The organism is Bacteroides fragilis, assembly GCF_019583405.1.
Taxonomy (GTDB): domain Bacteria; phylum Bacteroidota; class Bacteroidia; order Bacteroidales; family Bacteroidaceae; genus Bacteroides; species Bacteroides fragilis_B.
In genome coordinates this window covers 537,829-554,265 of the sequence record NZ_SZUU01000003.1, presented here as the reverse complement: position 1 = coordinate 554,265, position 16,437 = coordinate 537,829, and the positions used below count along the sequence as shown (strand labels likewise).

The following is a 16,437-nucleotide window of genomic DNA, read 5'->3' as shown; positions in this document are numbered from 1 at the left end:
AATTTAAACGAAAAAACTTCACTGAGGGTTTCCTGCATAAAAAATAATTTTATCACTGTCTTGGTTCTGCATAAACGATATAGCGTGCCGAATCGTCTTCGTCAAGTAATAAAACAGCATTGGCGTTATCTGTAACCCATATAGCGCACGGATAGGCATTCGGATATACCTTTTGCTCGGAAAACAGTTCCTCATATAATCGAAAGATCTTTTGCTTATCCTTTTTATCTTCGTAAGTAGGTTGCGAATAGAATGAACAGAAGTAGTTATAAAGCCCATTATAGCTTTGGCTCAGATATTTATCGCTCGTAACATTAAAGTATGCAACTTCCACTGATGGGACACCAGCATTAAACCGATAAGTAGTCATCAAATCAGGGTTACTGCCGATAACATCGGCATAAGAAGTCCACGCCTGTGAAGTATTGGTCACATCCTTCCAATTAAATCCCATAAAATCTTTATCATTAATGATAGTAACCGAAAGTATGTCTTGGTAAAGCACCTTGTTATCCTTCCATGCTGTAAGGCAAGTTTCATAATCTCCGGAGAATACAAAGCAGTGTCCCCACTCCATGACCAAATGGCTTTTAACCACTCCTTCTCCACTTTCACGTTCATACACCCGATAGCTGCCTTTCTGTCCATTCACTGTCCAGACTATTGAATCGCATACTTCTGACAGTAATCCCATCGTTATAGATTGCGAACCATCATTTGTTAGATAAAAATCCATACGGTCAAAAACATTTTTCCTATTCCCTTTTTTAAGTGCAAGGTGAGGCATCGGCGCTTTGGTCACTTCCACTTTTATCGTGGCAGTCTCTCCTGTTTCATGATCGGTAACGAGAATATCGGTTTCTCCATCCCTCTTACCTGTAATTTTGATATCAGAGGCATATTCCGTATTTCCACCCCATGTATAAACAGCATCAGCCACTTCACCATCAGTTATATCCAATGTCGTGTTTTCATGGGCCGTCAGCTTTACAGATTCACTACCGCCCAATATGATTTTGCATGAATTTACAGTCAACTCCAAATGGTAGGCAGATTCCGTTTCTTCATTGTTGCAACCAATAAGATTAATTGTGCACAAGAACAACAGTAGTAGTTTTGATAACTTTTTCGTTTTCATTTTTTTATAGTCTTGTTTTACCTTTCATGAAAGTACTTGCAAATATAAGAAAAATGCAATACACTCTACTATGTACTGCATTTTTATATGCCTTACGGCATATTATACGGAAATATGGAATCCTCATCTGTCGGATATGCTCAAATGGCTTGTATATGTATTTGGGGGATTGTGTCCTATTTTTTACTGCGATAGTGTGGAAAGAATGAATTTATTGGTCGCCAGATTGGAATCCAACAAAAAAATCCCTTGAAAGCACTTGACTTTCAAGGGATTTAAAGTAATGATTGAGGTTCCTGGCGGATTTTAAACCGACAAGATAATCCCTTTATTTCCAGTTGATTAGAATCTTTTTAGTCTTGCTACTGTAAAACAATTGTAAAACAAATATTCTGTTTAAATCGTTTATTAATAACCACAAAGATAAACTGATAAATTTGATTTGCAAAGAAAAAATGGAAAGATTTATTCTATTTCTTCTTTAAAAGTGAACCTAAGCCATGATAGACAAATACTTCCGCAAAGCAGCTATCTCGGCTTCAACTACCACTTTCTGAAACTCTTCCGGCAACTGTTCCGTGTGCGACTTTTCCAAAGCCATGTAGTAGCTTACCTTTGCATCATTACTACCTTTCAAGGTAATGATAACATAGCCATGACGAAGAAGATACAAGTTCATCAACAAGCGAGAAGTGCGCCCATTGCCATCTATAAAGGGATGAATACGCACCAGTTCATCATGCAGGTAGGCAGCAATAAGAACAGGATGCACATCTTCAGCTTCCATTTGCTTGAAACGGAGAATGAAATCTTCCATCAGCTTCTCTATCAGATAAGGTTGCGGTGGTATATGCGTACTACCGGAAATCATCACCGGAACGTTGCGATATCTTCCGGCATTCTCACGGTCTATCCCATGAAGAATAAGGGCGTGTATCTCTTTGATGGTACGTTCGCTTATCTCTATATCTTGTTTGGCAATATCTTTAATATAACTGATAGCTTCCGCATGATTGATTGCTTCCAAATGTTCACGCATGGACTTTCCCGAAATGGTAACGCCTTCGTTCACTACAAGGGCTGTTTCCTGCAAAGTGAGCGTATTACCTTCTATGCGGTTACTTTCATAAGTGTATTCAATATCAAAAGCATCCTGAATCTTTTTCAAAGCTTCTTCGGGCAATGGACGCAAAGATGATAGCTGTTCTTTGAGAACATCCACCTCTTTCAGCATAACATTTATATCTTCATTCATGATTATTCTATCTCTTTAATTCGTTCTACTTGTTTGTTCAGGAAATAATCAGCATACGGCGAATAATCTCCCGTTTCATAAAAGGCAATTAACCCTTTCCTGTAATTCAATATATCAGCATCCCTTGAAGAATAAACGGGGATAATATCAGCGTTCATTAATGCAATGCTTTCTACCATTCGGGAGGTACGTTTGTTCCCATCAATGAAAGGTTGCAGTTTGGCAATGTTGCAATGAAGGTAAACGGCTCGTTCCAATGGATTTGTATATTGTTCCTGTTGATATAGTATTTCATTCAACTTTGCCCGGATGCCATGCAAGTCTTTAGGCGATATATATTCTGTACTGCTAATACGGACAGCCCTTGTTCTTAAATAACCTGATTCTTCATCGGAAACCAAACCTGTAGATATGGATTGATGCACCCTGAATAAGGTACGTTCATCAATCACTTCCTGATTTTTCCCTTTATTGATATATTCCATCTCGGAGATGAAAGTATTATATAAATTCTTCAACATCTTAGCATCCTCATACTTCTTTTCAGAAGTGATACCATCTTTAAGCAATGCTTCTGTTTCTACATAAGTATAGGTATTTCCCTCTATCTTACCGGAATAGTAGCAACACACTACGGCTAAATCCTTTATCTCATTTGAGCGCAAATCCGATAGCTTCGCCAAAGGATGATTCAATATGAGCTGCGCTTTCTCTTGCTGTTCTTTATTAAATATCTGTTCCATTGCTAATGGCAAATTATTTCTATTTTCTATTATACTCTTACTTCAATAATACTCAATCCAGCTTTATAGCTCATCAATATTTTTCAACAGTGCCAGTAATAGGAATATTGTTTACTCAAGAAAACAGATACTTTTTGAAGCTCTTACAGAATCCGTTATCGAAAAGATATTGGAAAGAATATTGAGTAAGAAGTTACCAAAACATCCTGGACCGTATATCGAGAGGACTTCCAATCCTTCTATCACAAAGAACGTAAATACTTTAAAAAAACAAAAGGATTAGATATCTTCATTCTAATCCTTCATTGGCATTTGAGATTCTGTCGGATTTTAAACCAATAAGACAATCTACTAATTCCCAACATATTAGAATACCTATAGTTTCATCACAGTAATATAAATATGAAACTTATATCTTATTTGAGTTCTTTGTTGGGAGTCAAATCTATTTTTTAAAATAAATGTTTTAAAAGAAACTCTTTCAATACATTCAAATATTCTGCATTAAAGTTCCACAAATCGTTCCGTTCAAAAAACCAATCTCCATTTTTAAACTTGCTAGTTTCTTGTTGTGTCTTTTTTAAAGCACTGATATAAGTATACATTTTAGCTTTTTGATCAGGAACATTATACTCCTCATTATTTTGACCGTTTATACACATCTCATATCCTTTAAAGCAATTCAATAATCCTCTATGCTTTTCTACAGTAAGATATTCCAAAAGATGCTCAAATGTTCCATCCTCTTGATTATTTGGAAAAAGGAATAGCTCAAATTCAACGCCCCAATCCTTCTTCCAATTCAGTATATCCTTTCTTCTCTTTTCATATCCTCCATTAGATGTAACAAAATCCGCATCAAAAATAACTAAATTCTTACCTCCGTCAGCACTATTTCGCAACATCTGATTTGCATACTCTTTTAGATTAGTATATCCGTCAGTTCCAAATATCCTAATTTCATTCTTTAAATCAGCATTAAGTAATTGCACTATATGACGAATAAATCGTTCCTCATTTGTTTGCTTATTTAGAGTAGTTTTAGTTTCAATATAAATATTAACGTAACTCATCTGATATCTTCCCCCCCATTTATTAGAAATTCAAAATTATCTGAATCATAACGATAACTATTAATAATCCCTTCTTGTGTTTTTTGTAAATAATAACAAGCTATTTTTTCTTTCAGCTTTCCAGCCGGATATTCACTTATCAATTGAGATAATCCTCGAAGTGCATCAATACTATGAGTAGTTACAAATACTTGTATATTCAATTCTTCTGAAAGTCGAAAAATAACTTTCCAAAGCTCATATTGAACAGAGTAATGTAATCCGTTTTCGAATTCATCAATTAATAAAATGCCATTTTTACAATTTAGCATTGCTAAAATAATAGTTAATATTCTATTGATTCCATCTCCCATCGAACTTAGTCTATATCGCTTAGTACTATATGGAAATACAACAAATGGTACACGTTCATCACTAAATTTTCCATAGACCTTATCGTCCTTTAAAAAATTAATATTTTCAATCTGAGGTTCAATGATTTGGAGAGCTTCGATGATATGCTTTTCATTCGGAGTCAATGCTATTCTATCAAAAAGATATGGATTTTTATCACCCATAATTTGATTTGTTCTAACATATTCACAGGCTCTTGAGAAATCAGTAGTACTTCTTCTACGCATTCCATTAAACACATACAAAGTTTTACGCTCTGCATAGGTTAATAGTAACCCTATATGTGTATCTGGATTTTCACTTATTGATTTCTCGTCATTATCTAGAATCTTTTTATAAGGTCGTTCAAAACCTTCTGAGTCTGTCTCTGTACTTTCAATATATTCTACTAATCTCATAGTAAAACTTATATTCTCATTAAATAGCCCAATTTGTTCATCAGCGGATATTTCAATGGGAGTATTTAGAAAGGCTTGCATATCTCTATCATGATACAAAGACAAGAATCTCTCCAACTCTTTTTCTGTGGAATTTTCTACAGATGAAGCAAAACGTACACTTTCCCCACGACTTTCCAATACTGATTTTATATATTCTAAATCGCCATTTGAAGCAAAAATAGATATTGCTTCAAGTAAAGCCGATTTTCCCACATTATTTTTTCCGACAATCAAATTGATACTAGCTAAATCATTTAGTGCTAGTTTTTCAAAATTCTTGTAGTTCTTAATTTTTAATGCTTTCATTTTACTTCATTTTATTTTGATTTAACACCTAAGGGGGATAACCCATTTTTAGAACTCTATATTTTGCAAACCAGTAAGATTATGTACAATATATGACTTCTAACCATTAAATAGATAACAAAAATAGTATTTAATCTAATTAGAATAGATAAGATAACAAATTATTTCTATTTTATTATCTTAAGTACCAAGCCTTTTTCTTTTTTAATGGAAACCTACTACTTATTGTTTCCTATAATACTCTTACCTTCATAATACTTAATCCTACTTTTAAGTTCATCTATATCTTTCTTGATGGAATCGGATATAGGAATATTATGTTTATCCAAAAAGGCTGTTAGTTTTTGAAGTTCTTCCTGTACTTCCATTCTGCGAATACCGTAATAATAGGTAGAAGTGAAATCAAATTCATCTTTGGTCATCAATACTCGCGCTACATCTTTAGGAGTTGTTTTATCGGTGATATGAACATCTGTTTCCAGTAAAGAAGAAATATACTTTAAATCCGAAGCATCAGGACTATACTGTTTTTTTAGTCTATCGAAATACGAATTAAACTTTTGCTCCATAGTATCCCATTCAAGTTTTACCAGCCCGAAGCCATGAATCGAGTAAGCTATCACCTTTTTAATAAGTCCATCCAATTCTTTTTTACTGATGTAAACACCATCCGATGCACCAGCCAGATAGTTATCAAAGAAATAAGCTGGTTCTACGTTAAAGTATTGAGATATACTTAATAATGTATCTATTTTAGTTGAATTTGCCTTGATGATTTTATGCAAGCTCTGCTCTGTCATACCTAATTCGATGGCAGCCTGTTTCATTGTTACGTTTTTCTTTTCGCACAACTCCTTTATTCTTTCAAGATGAACCATATAATTGTATTTAAAAGTTAAATACTAAACTAATAGTTTAGCTTTAAATATATTATTTCTATATTTGCAGCATCAAAGATAAGAAATATAATTTAGTGTTCAAATAATAAACAGATTTTCTAATTAAAAAAGTAGAAGTATGGAAACAGTAATTGTTACTACAGAATCCGCTATCGAAAAGATAATGGAAAGAGTTTTGGATAAGAAGTTACCAAAGCCTCCTGAATCGGATGTAGAGAAGACTTATAGTATTAATCAAGTAGCCAGAATGATGGGGCGCTCACACAAGAAAATCTCAGACCTTATGGCGGCTGGTGTATTAAAGGCTACTGCTGATAACCGAATTTTTGAGAGTTCTATTAAAGAGTATAATAACAAGTAAGGCTAATTGCTAAACTAAAAGTTGAACTAAATTCTTTTTCATCCACCACCTGAAAGAGTATGGTAGCGTTTCTGCAAAGGAACGCTACCCAATAAAAGAACTGACATGACAATATCCAAAGAAACAAATATCTGCATATCAGAGCTAAAAGATGATGATGGTTTCCCTGTAGATGTTTTCCCTGAACCGATAAGGAAAATTATTAGCGAAACGAAAGCGACTTTAAGCTATCCAACAGACTTTATTGCTTCCGCTATCTGTTTTACCCTATCCGTAGGAATAGGTAACAACTTTGTAGCAAAGGTAAAGGAAGGCTGGAATGAACGTGCCATTTTATATATGGCAATCATCGGACGTTCAGGAGTAAACAAGAGCCATCCACTTAGTTTTGCCATGCAGCCATTGTTTGAACAGGATATTAAATCATCCGTAAAATATCAGAAAGAACGAAGAGAATATGAAAAATACATTCTTGCTTCTAAAAAAGAGAAAGAAGATAAAGAACAAGCGGAAGAACCAGTACTGAAAAAGTTCATCGTATCGGATATTACTCCTGAACGTCTTATTACCATCCATCAAGATAATAAAAGAGGAATCTGCCTGTACGTTGACGAGTTGATGTCTTGGCTCAAAAACTTTAATCGCTATAATAGTGGTTCGGAAGAGCAGTTTTGGTTATCTGTATTTAGCGGGAAACCTATTATATTGGATAGACAGGGAAATAAAAATTCGGCTTTTATCAAGCACTCTTTTATTTCTGTGATTGGCACAATACAAAAGGGACTACTCAAAGAATTGGCAAAGGGAGAACGGAGCGAGAACGGTTTTATAGACCGCATTTTGTTTGTCTTTCCCCCAAATCTGAAAAAGGAATACTGGAACGAGCTTGAACTATCTACAAGTATAGCCCCTCTTTGGGCTGCAATCGTAAAAAGATTAACTGATATCCAATGTGTGACTGATGAAGATGGAGAACTCGTTCCTAATCTACTTACTTTTAGTACAGAAGCCCGTAAATTACTTTATCACTGGCAACATAAAAACACAGATTTATGTAATAGCGAAATGGATGAAGTATTGGTTGGCATATATAGTAAACTGGATATATATGTTATACGCTTTAGTTTGATATTGCAACTTTCACGATGGGCTTGTGATGAAAGCGATAAAGTAGAAATAGATAGCACAAGCGTAAAAGGCGCAATATCAATAGTTGAATATTTCCGAATTACAGCACAAAGAGTACAAGGCATAACAAACTCTTCGGCTGCATTAGAGCAATTAACTACAGATAAATATAGGTTATATAATGCTTTACCTATGGAATTTTCCACTGGTGAAGGCATTGCTATTGCTCAAAAGCAAAATATCTCAATGGATTCTTTCAAACGTTTTTTGGCAGATAAGAAGGGGATACTATTTGAGAATGTCAAGTACGGAAAGTACAAGAAGCTGATTTAATGAAATCCGCATTTCTCACACTTTCCACATTTTGATTTATTATTCATTGATTATCAACAATTTACGCGTGCGCATAAAAGTAGGAATCGCCACACTTTATGCCACTATTAAAAAAGGCGAAAATAAAAAAGATAATGACTTATCAAGAAGCTAACAATATAAGTATCAAGGACTACTTAGAATCATTGGGCATTCTGCCGGTAGTGGATAAACTTTATTATGGTATGTACCGCAGCCCATTACGGCAGGACAATACCCCCAGTTTTAAAGTAGATTACGGTGTCAACCTTTGGTGTGACTTTGGAACAGGTGAAGGCGGTTCACTCATCGACCTTGTGATGAAACAATACGGATGCAACGCTTACGGAGCTATCAGCCGACTGGAACAGGGCTATTACGCCACCAATACTTTTTCTTTTCAAGGGAAAGGGTTTTCAGAGAGAAACCCGGCAAAAGAAGAAAGAAAGCAACCAGCCAATCCGATAGAAATTCGTAAAATTCAAGCGTTACAGAATCCAGCACTCATTAACTACATGAAAAGCCGGAGCATTTTACCCGAAGTGGCGGCAGACTATGTGCAAGAGATATATTACCGTGTAAACGGGAAGCCACTTTTTGCGCTCGCTTTCAAGAACAATGCCGGAGGGTATGAACTTCGCAATCCCGGTTACAAGGGCTGCACCTCACCCAAAGATATAACACGCATACAATTTGCAGGAAAGAAGAATGATAGTTGTTTTGTGTTCGAGGGATTTATGGACTACCTTTCTTTCCTCACTATCCGACATAAGAACAGCCCGACTTATCCTTGTATCGACTGGCAGGATTACATTATCCTGAACTCAACCGCCAACGTGAATAAAGCATTGTACCCATTAGGCGAGTACGAGAAAATACACTGTCTTTTAGATAATGATGAAGCAGGGCGAAAAGCCGTCGAAGCCATACAAAAGGAATACGGCTGGCGTGTGCTTGATTCTTCGCATCTATATACCGGACACAAGGACTTGAACGATTACTTATGCAAGATGTTCAGCCAGCCAGCGGAGAAGATGCAACAACCGGAGAAACAAACGCAGTCTGTCAAGCACCAGCAACCGGAAGAGATAAACAAACAATCTCCCGGTGAAAAAAGAAAAAAGGGCAGACGGTTGTAACCCGTAGGAAAGGCGCAATGTACCAACGGCAAGCAGTGTGATTTTGGGAGAGCAAGGTTATGTTTCGGTAGACCGAAACCCTTGCTTTGCTCATCCGCAAAGAAAATTTCTCCCGTTGGTCGCAATTTTTAAGATACTCAACTAATAAGCAAAACGTATGACAGAGATAAGGAACAAGGCAGGAGGTCGCCCGGCAAAGAACCGGATAGACAAACAGAAACGGGTAGTCAGTACGAAGCTCACCGAGCTTCAATACTACGCCATCAAGAAGCGAGCAGGAGAATCCGGTCTGCCCGTCAGCGAGTACGTCCGGCAAGCGGTCGTTTCGGCAGAGATAACACCCCAGCTGAACAGGCAGGATGCCGACACTATCCGCAAGCTGGCAGGGGAAGCCAACAACATCAACCAACTGGCGCACCGTGCCAATGCCGGAGGATTCGCACTGGTGGCAGTGGAACTGGTGAAACTGAAAAATAGAATCGTTGAAATCATAAACCAACTATCGGATGATTGGAAAAATAAAAAAAGGAAGCGGCTTTAAAGGTTGTGTAAACTATGTGCTGGGTAAGGAACAGGCAGCCTTGCTTCATGCCGAGGGAGTGTTAGCGGAAAGTAGTCGGCACATCATACGCAGTTTCTGTATGCAAACCGAAATGAACCCCGGCTTAAAGAAGCCAGTCGGACACATTGCACTAAGTTATTCGGCAGTGGATGTGCCAAAGCTGACAGACGAGAAGATGATACAATTGGCGCAGGAATATATGCGTGAAATGAAAATCACTGATACGCAGTACATCATCGTGCGCCACCAAGACAGGGAGCATCCGCACGTGCATATCGTATTCAACCGGATAGACAACAACGGCAAGACCATATCCGATAAAAACGATATGTACCGGAACGAACAAGTTTGCAAGAAACTGAAAACCAAACACGGACTTTACTTTGCTGTTGGAAAGGAACAGGTAAAGCAGCACCGTTTGCGAGAGCCGGACAAATCGAAATACGAGATTTACACGGCTGTAAAGAATGAAATCGGCAAATCCCGGAACTGGCAACAGCTACAACGGCAGTTATCTGAAAAAGGTATTGGCATTCAGTTCAAGTACAAAGGGCAGACAGATGAAATACAGGGCATTTCCTTTTCCAAAGGCGAATATACGTTCAAGGGTTCGGAGATAGACCGGAATTTCAGCTATTCAAAATTAGATAAACATTTCGGGGATGCAGGACTGACTACTGCCGGAAGTAATAGGCAGTCGGTTGGCGAACCCATTCGAGAGCCAGCACCCATGCCCGGCAAAGCGGATAATTCATTTGTCACAGGTTTGGGCGGTCTGTTTTCCGCTTCATCCTCTCCGGCTGATGAAATACCCGACAACCCTGATTTAAGAAAAAAGAAGAAGAAAAAGAAACGACAATTTAAGTTATAGGCGTATGGAAGAGAATTTGATTTTAGAGGGGCTTCTCTCTATGGTTACGGAACTGAAAGAGAAGCAGGAACAGCAGGTTACACCTGCCAGCCGGAAGGAAACGATAAACCGGTTGGATGTTATCGAGCAGCGCATTTTGGAGATACGGAACAAGCCCACTATTCCTGAAAACGCAGTGCAGGAGGTTCTAAACCAAATCGGCAGTATCAGGAAAGGGCAGTCTGAAAATCAGAAACAAGACCTTGAAGATATAAAGGGAATGATTGTGGCTTCGCACAGGTATTTTAAGGAACGGTTAAAGGTATTATTTCCGGCAGATGCGCAGCAGCCTGAAAAGGCGGAACCCGTTTCACGCTACGATAGAATTCTAAGCCGGATAACTCCGTTCCTGCAACCGAAATTCTTTCTTTTTTCAGCAGGATGTATCGTTTGCCTTGTATCGCTGGCGTTGAACATTCGTTTTGTAGAACGTATGCAGCAGTTACAGGACAATGATATAAAATACCGTTATCTCCTGATGAAAGGAAAAGCAGAGGGAAGCGACATCAATTTGCTGGAAATGAATTTCAGCCGGGAACGGGATAACGCTTTTATCCAAAGCCTGACTGATACGGTGATTGATTTTGAATACCGAAGCCGAAAGCAAGCGGAAGCACTGGAAAAGGCAAGGCTGCTGGACGAGCAAGCTAAACATTTAAAGGAACAGGCGAACAAGTTAGGGAAGCCATAAGAAGCAGAAAGCCGGAGCGGTTGATACCCACCACTTCGGCTTCTCTATTTCACTTCTTCTTTTTGGCGCAGTGTTCTTTCTCGAACTTGCGCAGCGTAACAGCATTGAACCGTTCCTTAATGAATGCCCGTACATCCGAAGCACGGTAATACACTTTTCCACTAAGGGTAAAGTAAGGCAGTACACCAATGGCACGGTATCGCTGCAAGGTCTTGATACTCACTTTGAACAGCAGGCACAAGTCCTGATTATCCAGCAGGTTGTCATCTTCGGGCAGTACCTTATCGGCAGTGTGCAGTGCCCGTACATCCTTACAAAGCTCATCCAGCTTATCGAACAGCTTCTGCATCCACTCCTTGAAATCGTAGTTTTCTATATACATTTGCTTCATTTTTCTGATTATACATACTTATTTGTCAATCGATTGATGAAGCAAAGTTCAGAAAATAGGGTTGAAAAAAGACGGGGAACAGACCATCTACTCCCTGATAAATATTTTATATATCATTGAAAACCAACAGGTAATCATATCTCATAAAAAACCATTTTCTTTGCTCTTCTGACTAATAGCCATACTTATACGGCTTAAAAAGCCAGTACGTTTATCGGGTTTCCGCTTAAGTACTTCATCTCTTTTTTTGTATATATCCGCAAATTTGAAATTAAATAAAAGTTCAAAACCATTAGCTAACATACTAAAAGGAATATTTTTTCCATCAATACCATTAATGCTGTTTGAATAATAAAGCCCACAAATATTTTCCATAACATCTGTGTAATTAATAACACTCGGATTCAGATATAAAGGAGATTGCCATTTTGTTTCTATATTAATGAAATATTTTGGATATTGCATTTGGCGATATATTAGTTCTAATTCTTTGTTAATCAACAATAAAACTTTATCTGAATAAACTATTTTTAAAATATCTCCTTTATTCCCATATGATAATTCCAAAGATTTTATCATTTCAAATTCTACTTGTGTTATATTGAGCGTACGAATACGTTTTCTATTATCGTTTTCTGTATCTAAATATAAAATTAATGTTTCCATAAATTCTTTATATACATCTTTTAATTCCCCTTCAGAGTCCGAGCTACTTTTATATAAAGGATTTGATAATATTGCATATAGTTTGGTGTCAAGAATATCCCACATAGCTAAATGTTTCTTTTGAGATATAATAGTAAGGGGGTAAATTTCAAAACTGAATATACCCCCTTGCCGCTATTATCTTTTCTTTTTTAAGATTTTCTTTTACTTATTAATTCTAATCTGTCTAAAGCAACAGTGCTTTTAAGTAATCCAAAGGCAACTATCACTTGCTTACCTTGTATCTCTAAGACATTTCCGGTGGCGGTTTGTCCCTTCAATCTAACAATATCTCCTTTTTCGATTATGGTATTTTTCAAGGATTGTTCTTTAGTCAGTTTACCTGTCTTCATTGTAGCAGATAAAGTTGCCTCTTTCCCAAGTTCTGAATTACTATTCCCTAAAATCTCTTTTCTTCTATCTTCCCAAAAAATCTTATCACGGGCTATAGACTGTAAAAAACTATCCATATTAATAAAATCTTCTCCTAACTTTGCGGAGGATTCGATAATAATATCTTTCGGTAAACCAATCCGTGTTGCGACCTCAACGGCAAAAGAGCTACCCGGATTACCAATAGAAAGTCTATAAAGGGGTTGCATACGTTCAGCATCGTAAAGCATTGCGCCATTAATAATACCATCAGTCTCATAGGCGAAATGTTTTAAGTTTTGAAAATGTGTAGTGATAACTCCGAAGCTACCCTTTCGATTAAATCTGTCAAGCAAAGTTTCGGCAATGGCGCCACCTATTTGTGGCTCTGTTCCGCTCCCGAATTCATCGATTAAGATTAGCGTCTTATTATTGCATCGCTCCACAAAATACTTCATATTTGTAAGATGTGAAGTATATGTACTAAGACTGTTCTCTATGCTTTGTCCGTCACCTATATCCACAAATATATGGTCAAATATTCCGGTTCGTGAATTTTCATGTACAGGAATAAGTAATCCACATTGTAACATATACTGTAGGAGTGCAACTGTTTTCAGACAAAGAGACTTTCCCCCAGCGTTTGCTCCTGAAACGATTAGTAATCTATTTTTTTCGTTTAGAACAATATCTAAAGGATGCGCTTGCTTTCCCTGTTGAAATAGCTGTATGTTCAATAAGGGATGTATAGCTTGTGCCCATTCTACTTGCTGTTTGTTCTCAAAAATCGGTTTAATGCCATTTATACGTACTCCAAATAATGCTTTTGCACGAATAAAATCAATATCACCCATAAAGTTGTATGAATGGGAAAGGTCTGATAAATGCGGGCGGATAAGGTCTGTAAATTCTATAAGAATTTTCACAACCTCACGACGTTCATCGGCTTCTAATTCTCGAAGTCGGTTATTTGCTTCTGCAACGGCTTCGGGCTCAATAAATACGGTTTTTCCACTCCCTGAACCGTCATGCACACGTCCTTTGATTTTTCGTTTATTAGCGGCATCAACAGGGATTACCATATGTCCATCACGCAAACTGATACTTGCATCTTTTCCTAATAAACCAGCTTTCTGGGCATCACGTATAGCATTTTGCATATTACGTGATACAGCTTTTGTTGCTTCCATCTTATTTCTGCGGATATCTGCAAGCTGACGTGAGGCATTATCTTTAACTTGGTGTGATGATTTATCTAATATAGAGTTTGCCTTATCTATAATTACAGGAAAAATTTTGATACTGTCTGCCATTATAGTTAAAGCAGGGTATTTAAACTCCCCCTTGTCTGTCTTTGCCGCATGCAAATAGTTTACTATATTATTGATTGCTTGCAATGAATTCATTAAGTTTGAAATTTCTTCTTCTGAGAGCCAAGCGGTAACATCATTCTTTATCTTGTGTAAAGAATCACGGACATCCAAAAAATTATCTGTAGGAAAATCCTCTTTATTTCGTATAATCTGCGCAAACTCTCCTGTTTGCTCTAACCATTTTTCAAGGGTGGCAAAGTCTGTTGAGAAACTCATATTTGTTACTTTCTCTTCTCCAAGAGAGCATAAACACTTTTCTATAATATATTGACGAACTGTATCAATTCCAATTCTCTGTTCAAAATTATTCGGGTAAATCATAATCTCAAATATTATTACTATATCAGCTACCAGCCATCAGTAAACTGATAGACCAATATACAGTTGATAAAAAATAAATTAAATAAAACTGAGATTTCCCATATTCCGACAAGGCACTAAACTTCTGATAGACAAGGGATGCCTATTTAGTACCATTGACATCTCAAAGGTTAGAGATGCGAACTCGCAATATGGTATTTACACGGAAGCACAACACATAAATCGTGAACATTTTAAATTATTGGTTACAAAGGTAAGAATTATATTTGAAATAACTTGGAAAAACACAAAAAATCTTGTATTTCTTATCTCAATCAATATGTTAGATTGTTACTTTGAGACGAAAAACTGACGAAAAGAAAAAGACTAACTATTGCTTGTTTCTTCGTCAGTTTTATTTTATCCGCACTTCATTTACATTATCAAACAACGGATTTACAGCATATTATTCATTAAAATGCAGAAAGTGTGGAAAATGCACTCATATTACACCACCCACTTATCTCGCATCTCCTTCACAATATCTTCATCATGCAAGTGAGTATAAATATCCTTGATATCATTACCTTCTGCGTGCCCCATTATACGTTCGGCTATCCCGTCACGAATACCTTTCTTTGCAGCAATCGTTCGGAAACTGTGCCGTGCCCGGTGAAAGGTCATTGTTTTATCAATCTTCAAATCAGCCATTATATCTTTGAGATAACGGTTTGTCGGCTGATTAGAAATAGGCGAGAAAATCTTTTGGCAAGGTTCGCCATTTCCAAGCAGAGCCACGACTATAGGCGATACGATGGGGATTTTGTAAGTCACGCTGGTTTTGGTGCGCTCATTACATAATATAAGGTATGTTTCACCTGTATCAACCGTTATCGGTTTGATGTCCGAGTAAGTCAGTACAGAGAACTCTGCAAAAGATAAGCTGGTATAGCAGCTAAACAGAAATTCTCTCAATACTTCCTGTTTTCCTTTACTGTATTCTTTCTTATCGTACACAGCTTGTAGTCTTTTGAGTTCTTCCTCTGTAAGCACATCATTGTTTTGTGCCTTGATGTTCTTTTTGATTTCAAACTTTTCATAGGGGTTCTTTGCCAGCTTCTCCTTATCGACAGCGATACCAATCAAGAATTTCAAGTTAGAGTGCTTCTTATAAACAGTGGAAAGAATATTGCCAACTTCCAGTTCGTGATTGTGGAACTGCTGGATAAAGTCCAAAGTAATCTCACCAAAAGAAAGGGTAGGCTTCCATTCTCTCATGGTATTGATTAGCTTGTAATAGTTAGAAATCGTTCCGGCTGCACGTGATTGCTTTAGCTGCTCTATCTCATTCTCTATGAAAACATAGAAATCCGTATTGCCATGATGCTTGTCTTTCAGGCGTTCCAAGAATTGGGGAAGAGGCAACGGAGCAAAGAAATTCTCCATAACTATCGTGTCTGCCTTCTGATAAACTTCACTGATGGCTTTGTTGTAGTAGTAACAACGAGGTTCGGAAGCACGCACCGTATTCGATACTTTATTCCAATGCTTAGGTAATACCGCTATGTTCATACTGATTAAAGTAGAACGGCGGTAGGCAGTGTAACGCAGACAAACCATTTGTTTGCCTTCTTTGGTTGCGTAATCTTTGCGCAACTCAATCTTAATCGTAGCTTTCATTACAATTTTTCTCCGTTTTACTGTAAAACAATTGTAAAACAAAAGCTGAAAACTATGAAAATTCTTCTTCCAATCCTTCCACCACAGAGGACGTAAGTACTTAAAAAACAGAAGGATTAGAAATTTTCATTCTAATCCTTCTTTGGCTTTAGAGGTTCCTGGCGGATTCGAACCGCCGTACACGGTTTTGCAGACCGCTGACTAAGCCACTCATCCAAGGAACCTTG

At 37.3% G+C, this 16,437-nt stretch carries 16 protein-coding genes and 1 tRNA gene; 6 read left to right on the top strand and 11 right to left on the bottom strand.

Features of this window, described 5'->3' with window-relative positions:
* Positions 1–52: 52 nt before the first annotated feature.
* From FDF36_RS09595 to FDF36_RS09570, 6 genes are all read right to left on the bottom strand, one after another.
* Positions 53–1,138, bottom strand: coding sequence for a hypothetical protein (locus FDF36_RS09595; RefSeq protein ID WP_220391190.1), 1,086 nt, complete (start codon positions 1,136–1,138; stop codon positions 53–55).
* Between the two features lie 493 nt (positions 1,139–1,631).
* On the bottom strand, positions 1,632–2,393 hold the full coding sequence (locus FDF36_RS09590) for a Fic family protein (RefSeq protein WP_220391189.1): 762 nt from the start codon (positions 2,391–2,393) through the stop codon (positions 1,632–1,634).
* A gap of 2 nt (positions 2,394–2,395) precedes the next feature.
* Positions 2,396–3,136, bottom strand: a complete 741-nt coding sequence (locus tag FDF36_RS09585) for a Fic family protein (protein ID WP_220391188.1) — start codon at positions 3,134–3,136, stop codon at positions 2,396–2,398.
* Positions 3,137–3,588: 452 nt separating this feature from the next.
* Positions 3,589–4,209 (bottom strand): DUF3226 domain-containing protein, encoded by a 621-nt coding sequence (locus tag FDF36_RS09580; protein ID WP_220391187.1) that lies wholly within the window; start codon positions 4,207–4,209, stop codon positions 3,589–3,591.
* On the bottom strand, positions 4,206–5,348 hold the full coding sequence (locus tag FDF36_RS09575; protein WP_220391186.1) for an AAA family ATPase: 1,143 nt from the start codon (positions 5,346–5,348) through the stop codon (positions 4,206–4,208). Before FDF36_RS09575 ends, FDF36_RS09580 begins: the two co-directional genes overlap by 4 nt.
* A gap of 218 nt (positions 5,349–5,566) precedes the next feature.
* The gene (locus tag FDF36_RS09570) at positions 5,567–6,226 is read right to left on the bottom strand and encodes a helix-turn-helix domain-containing protein (protein ID WP_220391185.1); all 660 of its coding nucleotides are present in this window, start codon (positions 6,224–6,226) and stop codon (positions 5,567–5,569) included.
* Between the two features lie 139 nt (positions 6,227–6,365).
* On the opposite strand from FDF36_RS09570, the gene FDF36_RS09565 reads away from it, so the two are divergent.
* The 6 genes from FDF36_RS09565 (at position 6,366) to FDF36_RS09540 (ending at position 11,389) form a co-directional block, all read left to right on the top strand.
* Entirely contained in the window at positions 6,366–6,608 is a 243-nt protein-coding gene (locus FDF36_RS09565; protein WP_220391184.1) for a hypothetical protein, read from the top strand.
* Between the two features lie 105 nt (positions 6,609–6,713).
* Positions 6,714–8,069, top strand: a complete 1,356-nt coding sequence (locus tag FDF36_RS09560; protein WP_220391183.1) for a DUF3987 domain-containing protein — start codon at positions 6,714–6,716, stop codon at positions 8,067–8,069.
* Positions 8,070–8,203: 134 nt separating this feature from the next.
* On the top strand, positions 8,204–9,226 hold the full coding sequence (locus FDF36_RS09555) for a toprim domain-containing protein (protein WP_220391182.1): 1,023 nt from the start codon (positions 8,204–8,206) through the stop codon (positions 9,224–9,226).
* A gap of 157 nt (positions 9,227–9,383) precedes the next feature.
* Complete coding sequence (locus FDF36_RS09550) at positions 9,384–9,767, top strand: MobC family plasmid mobilization relaxosome protein (RefSeq protein WP_220391181.1); 384 nt, start codon at positions 9,384–9,386, stop codon at positions 9,765–9,767.
* Positions 9,733–10,659, top strand: coding sequence for a relaxase/mobilization nuclease domain-containing protein (locus FDF36_RS09545; RefSeq protein ID WP_220391180.1), 927 nt, complete (start codon positions 9,733–9,735; stop codon positions 10,657–10,659). The genes FDF36_RS09550 and FDF36_RS09545 overlap by 35 nt, the downstream gene beginning before the upstream one ends.
* Positions 10,660–10,663: 4 nt before the next feature.
* Positions 10,664–11,389 (top strand): hypothetical protein, encoded by a 726-nt coding sequence (locus FDF36_RS09540; protein ID WP_220391179.1) that lies wholly within the window; start codon positions 10,664–10,666, stop codon positions 11,387–11,389.
* Between the two features lie 49 nt (positions 11,390–11,438).
* On the opposite strand, the gene FDF36_RS09535 is transcribed toward FDF36_RS09540, so the two are convergent.
* The 5 genes from FDF36_RS09535 to FDF36_RS09515 all read right to left on the bottom strand — a co-directional run bounded on the left by FDF36_RS09535 (position 11,439) and on the right by FDF36_RS09515 (position 16,434).
* A complete protein-coding gene (locus FDF36_RS09535; protein ID WP_220391178.1) occupies positions 11,439–11,771 on the bottom strand; it encodes a helix-turn-helix domain-containing protein in 333 nt (110 codons plus the stop codon).
* 150 nt (positions 11,772–11,921) lie between these two features.
* Positions 11,922–12,551 carry a hypothetical protein gene (locus FDF36_RS09530; protein WP_117574143.1) on the bottom strand — a complete coding sequence of 210 codons (630 nt, stop codon included), beginning with the start codon at positions 12,549–12,551 and terminating at the stop codon, positions 11,922–11,924.
* Between the two features lie 86 nt (positions 12,552–12,637).
* Positions 12,638–14,551 (bottom strand): endonuclease MutS2, encoded by a 1,914-nt coding sequence (locus FDF36_RS09525; protein ID WP_220391177.1) that lies wholly within the window; start codon positions 14,549–14,551, stop codon positions 12,638–12,640.
* A 486-nt stretch (positions 14,552–15,037) separates the two neighbouring features.
* The gene (locus tag FDF36_RS09520; RefSeq protein ID WP_220391176.1) at positions 15,038–16,210 is read right to left on the bottom strand and encodes a site-specific integrase; all 1,173 of its coding nucleotides are present in this window, start codon (positions 16,208–16,210) and stop codon (positions 15,038–15,040) included.
* Positions 16,211–16,362: 152 nt separating this feature from the next.
* Positions 16,363–16,434 (bottom strand) — tRNA-Cys (locus FDF36_RS09515).
* Positions 16,435–16,437 lie beyond the last annotated feature (3 nt).

Bases quoted from the DNA above. Each gene is read 5' to 3' on its own strand.
- FDF36_RS09570 (WP_220391185.1), bottom strand. From the start codon at position 6,226: ATGGTTCATCTTGAAAGAATAAAGGAGTTGTGCGAAAAGAAAAACGTA.
- FDF36_RS09555 (WP_220391182.1), top strand. From the start codon at position 8,204: ATGACTTATCAAGAAGCTAACAATATAAGTATCAAGGACTACTTAGAA.
- FDF36_RS09580 (WP_220391187.1), bottom strand. From the start codon at position 4,209: ATGAGTTACGTTAATATTTATATTGAAACTAAAACTACTCTAAATAAG.
- FDF36_RS09550 (WP_220391181.1), top strand. From the start codon at position 9,384: ATGACAGAGATAAGGAACAAGGCAGGAGGTCGCCCGGCAAAGAACCGG.
- FDF36_RS09575 (WP_220391186.1), bottom strand. From the start codon at position 5,348: ATGAAAGCATTAAAAATTAAGAACTACAAGAATTTTGAAAAACTAGCA.
- FDF36_RS09560 (WP_220391183.1), top strand. From the start codon at position 6,714: ATGACAATATCCAAAGAAACAAATATCTGCATATCAGAGCTAAAAGAT.
- FDF36_RS09540 (WP_220391179.1), top strand. From the start codon at position 10,664: ATGGAAGAGAATTTGATTTTAGAGGGGCTTCTCTCTATGGTTACGGAA.
- FDF36_RS09565 (WP_220391184.1), top strand. From the start codon at position 6,366: ATGGAAACAGTAATTGTTACTACAGAATCCGCTATCGAAAAGATAATG.
- FDF36_RS09520 (WP_220391176.1), bottom strand. From the start codon at position 16,210: ATGAAAGCTACGATTAAGATTGAGTTGCGCAAAGATTACGCAACCAAA.
- FDF36_RS09585 (WP_220391188.1), bottom strand. From the start codon at position 3,136: ATGGAACAGATATTTAATAAAGAACAGCAAGAGAAAGCGCAGCTCATA.
- FDF36_RS09545 (WP_220391180.1), top strand. From the start codon at position 9,733: ATGATTGGAAAAATAAAAAAAGGAAGCGGCTTTAAAGGTTGTGTAAAC.
- FDF36_RS09595 (WP_220391190.1), bottom strand. From the start codon at position 1,138: ATGAAAACGAAAAAGTTATCAAAACTACTACTGTTGTTCTTGTGCACA.
- FDF36_RS09525 (WP_220391177.1), bottom strand. From the start codon at position 14,551: ATGATTTACCCGAATAATTTTGAACAGAGAATTGGAATTGATACAGTT.
- FDF36_RS09535 (WP_220391178.1), bottom strand. From the start codon at position 11,771: ATGTATATAGAAAACTACGATTTCAAGGAGTGGATGCAGAAGCTGTTC.
- FDF36_RS09530 (WP_117574143.1), bottom strand. From the start codon at position 12,551: ATGTGGGATATTCTTGACACCAAACTATATGCAATATTATCAAATCCT.
- FDF36_RS09590 (WP_220391189.1), bottom strand. From the start codon at position 2,393: ATGAATGAAGATATAAATGTTATGCTGAAAGAGGTGGATGTTCTCAAA.